Below are 10,302 nucleotides of genomic sequence, written 5' to 3'. Positions count from 1 at the left end.
GGGACGTTCGGCGACGATCAGCGCCGTTCGAGGAGCAGCACCGGGATCGTCCGGGACGTCCTCGCCTCGTAGTCGGCGAAGCCCGGGTACCGCTGCTTCTGGGTCTCCCAGATCGGGTCGCGCTCGTCGGCGGGCAGCTCGCGGGCGCGGACCGGGACGGTGTCGATGCGCCCGCCGTCCCCGACCTCGATCGACGCGTCCGGTCGGTCGAGCAGGTTGTGGTACCAGTCGGGGTTGTCCGGCGCGCCGCCCTTCGAGGCGAACACCGCGTACGCGTCACCCACCTGCTGGTACATCATTGGGCTGAGGCGCTCCGCGCCGCTGCGCCGCCCGACGTGGTGGAGCAGCAGCAGCGGGGCCCCCTCGAACTGCCCGCCGACGCGTCCGCCGTGGGAACGGAACTCCTCGATGACCCGCTGGTCGAAGTCGCTCATGACCTCATCCTGGCCCCGTGCCTGACGTCCGCGCGGGGGAGGTGGACCCGGTCCTGCTCGCGGAGTTCGGGCCGCTGGAGCTGTGGACGGCGACGGTGGTCGTGGTCCGCGCGGCCGCCCGGGCCGGCCGGGAACGGCTGGGGCGGCTGTCCGGGTCCTTCCACGCCGCCGAACGGATCCGCGAGCGGGGCGGGCGGCTGCTCGACGTCGCCTACCCGACCTTCGAGCGGCAGACCGGTCTCGACCCCGCCGTCCCGCCCACCGCGCTGGAGCGGGGCGCGCGGGAGGTCGTGGTGACGGGAGCGCTCGCGTCCACCCACCCGGTCGACGACGTGCGCCTCGCCGTGCTCGCCGAGGTCGGCGTCCCGCTGACCGCGCTCGACGCGGCGGCCACGATCGGCCCCTGGCGGCTGACCGCGACCCGCGGCGAGCCCTACTCCGACGGCACGCCGACCACCGCCGGCGACCTCGTGGTGGCGGACGCACGCGGACCCGTCACACCCGTCGTCGGGGACCCGCCGCGGCGGCTCGCGGCCGGGCCGCGGACGCGGGAGGTGGTGCTCTGCGCCGTGCGGGTGCCCGGGATCGAGAGCTGGGAGGTCAGCGAGGCGGTCTGGCGGGCCGCGAACTACCTCGCGGGGACCTGATCTGGCGTGTCCCGGGTCCGGCGCGCACACTCACCGGGGTCTCACGTGAGGAGGGGTCGTCGTGACGTCCACCGAACCGCGACCGGATCTCGCGCTCGCGATCCTCGACGCGCCCGAGACGGTCGCCTCGCGCCGCGGGCTGCGTGACCAGGTCGCGGCGCTGCAGGAGCGGCTCCGGCAGGTCCTGGAGGTCGACTGGGCGCCCGAGGTGCTCGCCGCGGCGGCCGTCGTCCCGGTCGCGGAGCGGCCCCGGCTGCTCGACCTGGGCGAGCTCGAGCGGGTCCGCGACGACCTCGTCGCCGCGCTCGACGCCGTCCGTGGGGCCGTGCTCGCCCGGCGGGCCCGGCACGCGGAGAACCGCGCCCTGCTCGAGCGGATGTTCGACGACCCGGACGCGCACCGCGGCGTCCGGCTCACCACCGACGACCTCGGCCTGCCCGGCTGCTGCCGCTGGCAGGTGGCCCCGGTGCTCGGGGTGGTGGGGCGGCTCGCCGGCTGGTGGCGGGTCAAGGTGTCCTCCGGCTGCCCTTGACGTCCCGGCCGCGACCCGCCGTGGCGGGGGTCGTCGAGACCGTCGGGGGGCGCGGCTAGCGTCCCGGGGCATGGCGCTCCACGTCCACCGCGCCGAACGGGCGGACACCCTCGCGGAGGCGCTGGCGGCCGTCCTCGCCACGCCCCCGGAGGACCCCTTCGCCCCGGACGTCGTGGCCGTGCCCACCCGCGGTGTCGAGCGGTGGCTCGCGCAGCGGCTCTCCCACCACCTCGGCGCGGGGGCGGGGGACGACGGGGTCTGCGCCAACGTGCGCTTCCCGCCGCCGCGGGAGCTGGTCCGCCGGGCGAGGGGCCTTCCCGACGACGGGCCGTGGCGGCCCGAGCGGCTCGTCTGGCCCCTGCTGGAGACGATCGACGCCTGTGCCGGCGAGCCCTGGCTGGCGCCGCTGGACACCTACCTGGGCGTGGTCGGCGACGCCACCGGCACCCGCGCCGGCCGCCGCTTCGCCGCGGCGCGCCACCTCGCGCGGCTGTTCGACGCCTACGCCGAGGACCGGCCCGCCATGGTGCGCGACTGGGCGGCGAAGGACGACGCGGACGTCCCGGCCGACCTGCGCTGGCAGTCCGAGCTGTTCCGGCGCCTGCGCGAGCGGCTGGGGGAGCCGAACCCCGCCGAGACGCCGGCCGCCGGGGTGGTCGGCACGGACCTGCCCGCCCGGGTCTCGGTGTTCGGTCCCACGCGGCTGTCCACCACCGAGCTCACGGTCCTCGCCGCGCTCGGCGCCGACCGCGAGGTCCACCTCTGGCTGCCGCACCCCTCGCCCGCCCTGTGGGACGCGGTGCGCGGCGGCGGGCCGGTGGTGTGCCGCCGGGAGGACCCCACCGCCGACGTGGCCGCCCACCCGCTGCTGCGCTCGCTGGCCCGCGACGCCCGCGAACTGCAGCTCCGGCTGCCGGCCGACGCGCTCGAGGTGCACCACCCGGCGTCGGGACGGCCCCCCGCGACGCTCCTGGAGCAGCTGCAGGACGACCTGCGCCACGACCGGGCGCCGGCCGGGGTCGCGCTGCCGCCCGACGAGAGCGTGGTGGTGCACTCCTGCCACGGGCCCGACCGGCAGGTCGAGGTGCTGCGCGAGGCCGTCCTGGGCCTGCTCGCGGACGACCCGACGCTGGAGCCGCGGGACGTCGTCGTCATGTGCCCGGACGTCGAGACGTTCGCGCCGCTGGTCACGGCGGCCTTCGGCGGTGACGAGGCGCCCGACGCGCACCCGGGCCACCGCCTGCAGGTCCGGGTGGCCGACCGTGCGCTCACCCAGGTCAACCCGGTGCTCGGGGTCCTCGGCACGGTGCTCGACCTCGCCGACGCCCGGCTCACCGCGAGCGAGCTCCTCGACCTCGCGGAGAGCGAGCCGGTCCGGCGGCGCTTCCGGTTCGACGCCGACGACCTCGAGCGGCTGCGGGTCCTCGTCGGGCGCGCCGGGGTGCGCTGGGGCCTGGACCGCGCCCACCGGGCCGACTACAAGCTCGGCCGGGTCGGCGAGAACACCTGGGAGGCGGGCCTCGACCGGCTCCTCGTCGGCGTCGCGATGTCCGGCGACGAGCAGGTGTGGCTCGACTCCGCCCTGCCGCTCGACGAGGTCGACTCCCGCGACGCCGACCTGGTCGGGCGTCTCGCCGAGCTGGTCGACCGGGTCGCCGAGGTGCTCGGGCGGATGCGCGGAGGCGCCGACGGCGGGCAGCCGCTCGGGGCGTGGCTGGACGCGCTGGGGTGGGCGCTCGACGCGCTCACGGCCACCGTCCCGGCCGACGTCTGGCAGCTCACCCAGGCCCGCGCCGTCCTCGCCGAGGTCCGCGACACCGCGTCCGCCGCCGACCCGCCGGTGCTCACCCTGCACGACGTCCGCGCCGTGCTGTCCGACCACCTCGCCGGCCGCCCGACCCGCGCGAACTTCCGCACGGGCACGCTGACGGTGGCCACGCTCCTGCCGATGCGCAGCGTCCCGCACCGCGTCGTCTGCCTGCTCGGCCTCGACGACCAGGTGTTCCCCCGCCAGCGCGCCACCGACGGCGACGACGTCCTCGCCCGCGACCCGCACGTGGGTGAGCGGGACGCCGCGGCGGAGGACCGCCAGCTGTTCCTCGACGCCGTCCTCGCGGCCACCGAGCGGCTCGTCGTCGTGCACTCCGGGGCCGACGAGCGCACGGGCGCCCCGCGGCCCCCTGCGGTCCCCGTCGGCGAGCTGCTCGACACCCTCGACGCGACGGCCACCGTCGGCGGCCGCCCCGCGCGCGAGCACGTCGTGCGCCGCCACCCGCTGCAGCCGTTCGCGCCCCGCAACTTCCGCGCGACGGCGGGGCGCCCGTTCAGCTTCGACGCCGGCGCCCTCGACGGCGCCCGCTCGCTCGTGACCGGACGCCGGACCCGTCCGGTGTTCCTCGAGGGGCCGCTCCCGCCGCGCGCGGCACCCGAGGTGGACCTCACCGACCTCGTGCGCTTCGTCGAGCACCCGGTGCGCGCGTTCCTGCGCCAACGGCTCTCCCTGGTCGCGCGCGGCGAGGAGGAGGAGCCCGACGAGGCGTTGCCGGTCGCGCCCGACGCGCTGGCCACCTGGGCGATCGGGGACCGGCTGCTCACCGACCGGCTCGCGGGCCACGACGTCACGGCCTGCATGGAGGCCGAACGGCGCCGGGGGACGCTGCCGCCGGGGGCGCTCGGGGTGGCCCTGCTGCGCCGGGTCGGCCGACAGGCCGAGGCGATCAAGGTGGCCGCCGATCCGCTGTGGGCGGAGCCCGCACGCGACCTCACGGTCGCGGTCGCCCTCGACGGCGGCCCCACCGTCGTCGGCACGGTCTCCGGGGTCCGCGGGTCGACGCTCGCCTCGGTGAGCTTCTCCCGCCTCGCGCCGAAGCACCGGGCGGCCGCCTGGGTGCAGCTGCTCGCCCTGGCCGCCGCGCACCCCGGCGAGCGGTGGTCGGCCGCCACCATCGGCAAGGGCGGGCGGGACGAGCCGACGGCGCGGGCCGACATCACGGGGCTCGACCCCGACCACGCCCGCGCGGTGCTCGCCGACCTCGTGGCGCTGCGGGCCGAGGGGCTGCGCGAGCCGCTGCCGCTGTTCGCGAAGGTCTCCGAGCGCTACGTCGCCGACCGCCCCCGTCGGACCACGAAGCAGGCGTTCGACTCCGCGCGGCGCGAGTGGTCGTCGCGGTACGGCGAGGCGAACGAGCCGCCGCACGTCCTGGTCTGGGGTCGCGACCGGCGGCTCGACGACGTGGCGGGCCCGGCCGGGGACGTCGAGTCGACCCGGTTCGGCGAGCTGGCGGTGCGGTTCTGGAAGCCGCTGCGCGAGGCCGAGACCGGGCGGGAGGAGCACTACCGATGACCGCCCCGACCGCGCCCGTGCGGGCGTTCGACGTCCTCGGCGACCTCCCCGAGGGCACCACGGTGCTCGAGGCCAGCGCCGGCACCGGGAAGACCTACACGATCGCCGCCCTGGCCGTGCGCCACGTGGCCGAGGGGCGGGCGACGCTCGACCAGCTCATGCTCGTCACCTTCGGGCGTGAGGCCACCCGCGAGCTGCGGGAGCGGGTCCGGGAGCGGTTCGTCGCGGTGGAGCGGGCGCTGCGGGCCGACGCCCGGCCGGACGACCCGCCGACCGACCCGGTGACCGCGCTGGTGGTCGGCGTCGAGCCGGCGGAGCGCGCCCGGCGGCGGCGCCGCCTGGCCCACGCGCTGGCGCACTTCGACACCGCGACGATCGCCACCACCCACCAGTTCTGCCAGGACATGCTGGCCGGGCTCGGGGTCGCGGGGGACACCGACGCCGACGCGGTGTTCGTCGAGTCGATCGACGACGTGGTGTCCGAGGTCGTCGACGACTTCTACGTCCGCGCCTACGCCCCCGAGTCCGCGGGCCCGCCGCCCTTCGACCACGCGACGGCCCTCGTGCTCGGGCGGGCCGCGATCGGCGACCCGACGGCGCGGCTCGCCCCGGCGCCCGGCGAGACCACCGGTCCCGCCGACGCCCGCGCGCGCTTCGCCGCCGCCGTGCGCACGGAGGTCGAGCGACGCAAGCGCGACCGCCGCCTCTTCACCTTCGACGACATGCTCACGCGCCTGCACGCCGCGCTGACCGACCGGGTCCTCGGCGAGGCGGCCCGCGCGCGGTTGCGGGAGCGCTACCGCGTCGTGCTCGTCGACGAGTTCCAGGACACCGACCCGATGCAGTGGGAGATCCTGCGGGTCGCCTTCCAGGGGCACTGCCGCCTCACCGTGATCGGCGACCCCAAGCAGGCCATCTACGCCTTCCGCGGGGCCGACGTCGTCAGCTACCTCGCCGCCGCCGACTCCGCGGACGCGCGGGCCACGCTGGCCGTCAACCACCGCAGCGACGCCGGACTGCTCTCCGCCCTCGACCGGGTCTTCGCCGGGGCGGCCCTCGGCGACGACCGGATCGTCGTCCGGCCGGTCGGCGCCGCCCACCCCGGGCCGCGGCTCGCGGGCACCCCGGCCGACACGCCCTTCCGGCTCCGGGTGCTGCCGCGGGCCGGTCTGCGTGCGAACTGGAGGACGGGCCTGCCCGAGATCGGCCCGGTGCGGGAGGCGGTCGTCGCGGACCTCGTCGCCGACCTCACCGCGCTGCTCGCCGCCGACTCCACCTGGGACGGCCGGTCGCTCGGGCCCGGGGACGTCGCGGTCCTGGTCCGCACCAACGCGCAGGCCGACCAGGTGCGCGACGGGCTCGCGGAGGCCGGGGTGCCCGCCGTGCTCGCGGGGGCGGCCAGCGTGTTCTCGACGGCCGCGGCCCGCGAGTGGCTCGCGCTGCTGGAGGCCCTCGAGCAGCCCGGTCGGGCCACCCGGGTCCGCGCGGCCGCGCTGACGTGCTTCGTCGGCACCCGCGCGGCGGACCTCGACACCGACGGATGGGAGGGCGAGAACGCCGCCCTGCTCGCGGACGTCGGCGAGAACCTGCGCCGGTGGGCCGCGGTCCTGCGCGACCGCGGGGTCGCGGCGCTGCTGGAGGCCGTGTCGACCACGACCGACCTCACGCGGCGGGTGCTGGGCACCGTCGGCGGGGAGCGGCTGCTCACCGACGTGCGCCACGTCGGGCAGGTGCTGCACGCGCAGGCCTCGGCGGGCCGGCTCGGCGTCGTCGCGATCACCGAGTGGCTGCGGCTGCGGATCGTCGAGGCCGAGCAGCGTCGGGCGGACGCGCGGCCGGAACGGACCCGGCGGCTGGAGTCGGACGCGGACGCGGTCCAGATCCTCACCGTGCACAAGTGCAAGGGCCTCGAGTTCCCGGTGGTCTACGTGCCGTTCGGCTGGGACCGCTGGGTCCGGGACACGCCCGAGGAGGTGCTCCACCACGACGCGGCGGGACACCGGGTCCGCGCGGTCGGCGGCCCCACCGAGGGCGCCGCCTGGGGCGAGCACTGCCGGGTGCACCGCCACGAGGACGACGGCGAGGACCTGCGGCTGCTCTACGTCGCGCTCACCCGGGCCCGGAGCCAGGTGGTCGCGTGGTGGGCGCCGTCCACGCACACGGCCGCGTCCGCGCTCAACCGGCTGCTGCGCAGCCCGGGACGCGGGCCGGGCCGGGAACCGGACGCGATGGTGACGTTGGCCGACGACGCGGCGGTGCTCGAGGAGCTCACCGCGCTCGCGGGTCCCGACCTCGCCGTCGAGCCCGTGGTGGCCCGGTCCGCGGTGCCCTACGTCCCCGCGGCCGAGGAGCACGGCACCCTGCGGGTCGCCCGCTTCGACCGCGAGCTCGACCTCGCCTGGCGGCGGTCGTCGTACTCGTCGCTGACCGCCGACGCGCACGCGGCGCACGCGGCCGACGCCGCGACCTCCGAGCCCGAGGAGGCCGCGCTGACCGACGAGGCCGACCTGGAGGTGGCCGCCGCGTCCGCGGCGGGGCTGCCCTCGCCGATGGCCGACCTGCCCGTCGGGGCGGCGTTCGGCGTGCTCGTGCACACCGTGCTGGAGACCGTCGACACCGCCACCGGGGAGTTCGGCCCCGCGCTCGTGGAGGCGGCGGCCGAGGCCATCGCGCGCCGGCCGGTCGCGGGGGTCGGGGCGGCCGAGCTGGCGGCGGCGCTCGAGCCGGTGCTGCGGACCCCGGTGGGCACGTCCTCGTCGGGCCCCTGGACCTACGGCGACGTGACCCCGGCCGACCGGCTGGCGGAGCTGGACTTCGAGCTGCCGCTCGCCGGGGGCGACCACCCGTCGTCGACCACGGTCACCCTGGGCGGCGCCGCCGCGCTGCTGCGGGCCCACCTCCCCGCCGACGACCCGCTGGCCGACTACGCCGACGTCCTCGAGGGGCTCTCCGGCCAGGTGCTGCGGGGCTATCTCACCGGCAGCATCGACGCGGTGCTGCGCGACCCCGACGGCCGCTTCGTCATCGTCGACCACAAGACGAACTGGCTCGGTCCGGTCTCGACGACGGGTGTGCCCGACCCGCTGACCACGGCGCACTACGGCCCCGAGCAGATGCGCAGCGCGATGATCCGGGCGCACTACCCGTTGCAGGCGATGCTCTACGGGGTCGCGCTGCACCGCTTCCTGCGCTGGCGGGTGCGCGGCTACGACCCGGCGCGGCACCTGGGCGGCGTCGCCTACCTGTTCCTGCGGGGCATGTGCGGGCCCGACACGCCCGTCGTCGACGGCACCACGAGCGGGGTGTTCCGGTGGTCGCCGCCGCCGTCGCTGGTGGTGGCCCTGTCGGACCTGTTGGCGGGAGACGCAGCGCAGCGGAGCTCGACCACGGGAGCGGGAGACGCAGCGCAGCGGAGCTCGACCACGGGAGCGGGAGACGCAGCGCAGCGGAGCTCGACCGATGAGGCGGCGGGAGGGGGGTCGTCGTGACCGTGGACCTCACGGCCGAGGAGGGCGTGCGCCACGCGGTGCGGGCCACCGGCCTGCTCGCGGCCTTCACCGACCGCGGCGTCCTCGCCCCGGCCGACGCGGCGGTGGCCCGGCGGCTCGGCCGGCTCGGCCGGGAGGACGACGACGAGGTCCTCCTCGCGGCGGCCCTCACGGTCCGGGCGCTGCGCAGCGGGTCGGTGTGCCTGGAGCTGGCCGACGTCGACCGCGTCGTCCTCACCGACGACGGCACCCTCGACGACACCTCCGACCTGCCCTGGCCCGCCGACCCGGCCGCCTGGGCGGCGCGGCTGGCCGCGAGCCCGCTCACCCGGCCCGGCGGGCCGCTACGGCTCGACGACGGGCTGCTGTGGCTGGACCGCTACCGACGCCAGGAGGACGAGGTCCACGCGAGCCTCACGGCACGTGCGACCGCCCCGCCCCCCGCCGTCGACGCCGACCGGCTGCGGGCCGCCCTCGACCGGCTCTTCGTGGACGCCGCGCCCGACGACCGGCAGCGACTCGCGTGCGCGGTCGCGACGCTGCGCTGGACCGCCGTGATCGCGGGCGGCCCGGGCACCGGCAAGACGACGACGGTGTCGCGGCTCCTCGCGGTGCTGCGCGACCAGGACCCGGCGTGCCGCATCGCGCTCGCGGCGCCGACCGGCAAGGCGGCCGCCCGCCTCGGTGAGGCGGTCGCGGCCGAGGCGCTCCCCGCGGGCGACCGGGACCGCGTCGGGGAGGTCACCGCCTCGACCATCCACCGGCTGCTCGGCTCGAGGGCCGACACCTCGTCGCGCTTCCAGCACGACCGGCACCGGCGGCTGCCACACGACGTGGTGATCGTCGACGAGACCTCGATGGTGCCGTTGACGCTGATGGCCCGGCTGCTCGAGGCGGTCCGCGACGACGCCCGCGTGGTGTTCGTCGGCGACCCCGACCAGCTCGCGCCGGTCGAGGCCGGTGCGGTGCTCGGTGACCTCGTGTCGGCCCCCGAGCTCGGGGAGCACCGGCCCGGGCCGGCCGAGCTGGAGGCGGTGGGCTGCAGCGCCCGCCCCGGCGCGAACGGCGTCGTCCGGCTCGACCGGAACTACCGCAACAACGCCGACATCGCCGCGCTCGCCCTCGCGATCCGGCAGGGCGACGCCGACGGGGCGCTGGCGTGCCTGCGTGGGGCCGGCTCGCTGGAGTTCGTCGAGTCGGCCGACCTCACCGACCGCGAGCCCGCCGGGCTCGAGGGGCTGCGCGAGGAGATCGTCGGCGGGGCCCGGGAGGTGGCGGCCGCCGCGCGAGAGGGCGACGCCCGGCAGGCCCTGTTCGTCGGGGAGGAGCACCGGCTGCTGTGCGCCCACCGCCGCGGGCCCTACGGCGTCACCCGGTGGGCCGCGCAGGTGGAGCGGTGGCTCGACGAGGACGGCGGGGTGGACGCGGACCGCGAGGACGGGGCGGTGTGGTGGCCCGGCCGGCCGCTGCTGATCACCGAGAACGACTACGACCTGGGGCTCTACAACGGCGACACGGGCGTCATCGTGGCGCGGGGCTCCCGCACCGTGGCCGTGTTCAGCCGGGGCGACGTGCCGCTGGAACGCGTGCCCGCCCTGCTCGGGGACGTCAGCACCGTCCACGCCATGACCGTCCATCGGGCGCAGGGCAGCCAGTACACGAAGGTGACGGTGCTGCTCCCCCCGCCGGAGTCGCCGCTGCTCACCCGGGAGCTGCTCTACACCGCGGTCACCCGGGCGCGGGACCGCGTGCGGGTGGTCGGCTCGGCCGAGTCGGTGCGCGCCGCGGTCGAGCGACCGATCTCACGGGCGTCGGGCTTCGCACGTCACCGGTGACCGCACGGGGTGGGCCGGGTATA

Annotated in this window: 6 protein-coding genes; 5 read left to right on the top strand and 1 reads right to left on the bottom strand. The window is 77.4% G+C overall.

Going from position 1 to position 10,302, the window contains the following annotated elements; genetic code table 11:
* Nucleotides 1-17: 17 nt before the first annotated feature.
* Nucleotides 18-434 (bottom strand): nitroreductase family deazaflavin-dependent oxidoreductase, encoded by a 417-nt coding sequence (locus LN037_RS04130; RefSeq protein WP_230750078.1) that lies wholly within the window; start codon nt 432-434, stop codon nt 18-20.
* Nucleotides 435-451: 17 nt separating this feature from the next.
* On the opposite strand from LN037_RS04130, the gene LN037_RS04125 reads away from it, so the two are divergent.
* The 5 genes from LN037_RS04125 (at nt 452) to recD (ending at nt 10,279) form a co-directional block, all read left to right on the top strand.
* Complete coding sequence (locus LN037_RS04125; RefSeq protein WP_230750076.1) at nt 452-1,081, top strand: hypothetical protein; 630 nt, start codon at nt 452-454, stop codon at nt 1,079-1,081.
* Between the two features lie 61 nt (nt 1,082-1,142).
* Nucleotides 1,143-1,613, top strand: a complete 471-nt coding sequence (locus tag LN037_RS04120; protein ID WP_230750074.1) for a hypothetical protein — start codon at nt 1,143-1,145, stop codon at nt 1,611-1,613.
* Nucleotides 1,614-1,683: 70 nt separating this feature from the next.
* Nucleotides 1,684-4,956: an exodeoxyribonuclease V subunit gamma gene (gene recC, locus LN037_RS04115; protein WP_230750072.1), complete on the top strand. Its 3,273-nt coding sequence runs from the start codon at nt 1,684-1,686 to the stop codon at nt 4,954-4,956.
* Nucleotides 4,953-8,444: a UvrD-helicase domain-containing protein gene (locus tag LN037_RS04110; protein WP_230750071.1), complete on the top strand. Its 3,492-nt coding sequence runs from the start codon at nt 4,953-4,955 to the stop codon at nt 8,442-8,444. Before recC ends, LN037_RS04110 begins: the two co-directional genes overlap by 4 nt.
* Nucleotides 8,441-10,279, top strand: coding sequence for an exodeoxyribonuclease V subunit alpha (gene recD, locus LN037_RS04105; RefSeq protein WP_230750069.1), 1,839 nt, complete (start codon nt 8,441-8,443; stop codon nt 10,277-10,279). The genes LN037_RS04110 and recD overlap by 4 nt, the downstream gene beginning before the upstream one ends.
* Nucleotides 10,280-10,302: the final 23 nt, after the last annotated feature.

The organism is Actinomycetospora soli (assembly GCF_021026295.1).
GTDB classification, from domain to species: Bacteria; Actinomycetota; Actinomycetes; order Mycobacteriales; family Pseudonocardiaceae; genus Actinomycetospora; species Actinomycetospora soli.
The sequence above is the reverse complement of the archived record's forward strand: the minus strand, read 5'-3'. Positions and strand labels throughout refer to the sequence as shown.